Origin of the sequence: Pseudomonas sp. 2995-1, assembly GCF_002742505.1 — a bacterium.
Lineage (GTDB): Bacteria > Pseudomonadota > Gammaproteobacteria > Pseudomonadales > Pseudomonadaceae > Aquipseudomonas > Aquipseudomonas sivasensis.
The window spans coordinates 1-414 of record NZ_LJSA01000279.1 but is presented as its reverse complement, the minus strand read 5'-3'; the positions used below and the strand labels follow the sequence as shown (position 1 = coordinate 414).

At 31.4% G+C, this 414-nt stretch carries 1 protein-coding gene; it reads left to right on the top strand.

All coding sequences use genetic code 11. From position 1 onward, the window contains the following. Nucleotides 1-115: 115 nt before the first annotated feature. A partial coding sequence (locus AOA61_RS30830; protein WP_143521182.1) for a hypothetical protein occupies nucleotides 116-414 on the top strand: 299 nt, incomplete at its 3' end.

The window sequence follows — 414 nt, the reverse complement described above, 5'->3', positions numbered from 1 at the left end:
CTATAATGTTGACGCAACTATTTAACGGGATGCTATAGTAGAACAAAATGTTTCTTCGATTATAACTATTAATAAAATTCCAATATAACATCTTATAGAGGTTGTGATTTAAAGAATGAAAGTTTTATTTATATTATTAACAAGTATTTTTATAGTTACTACGTTGATTGGATGCAGTAGTGGTAATGAAGGAGAAGAATTTAATAAGCTTAACCAAAACATCAACGAAGAAATGGGTACAGACGTTTTTCTACCTCAATTTGATGACTTAGATGTATCATTTGCATACGTTTCGTATACTAGCGATGGAGAAGCTGAAAGTGTAGACGTTCAATATAGCGAAAGCGTGGCAGAAGAAGTTGTAGATCATATGGAATATCAAAACACGGAAATACTTTACGGTCCTTATAATGT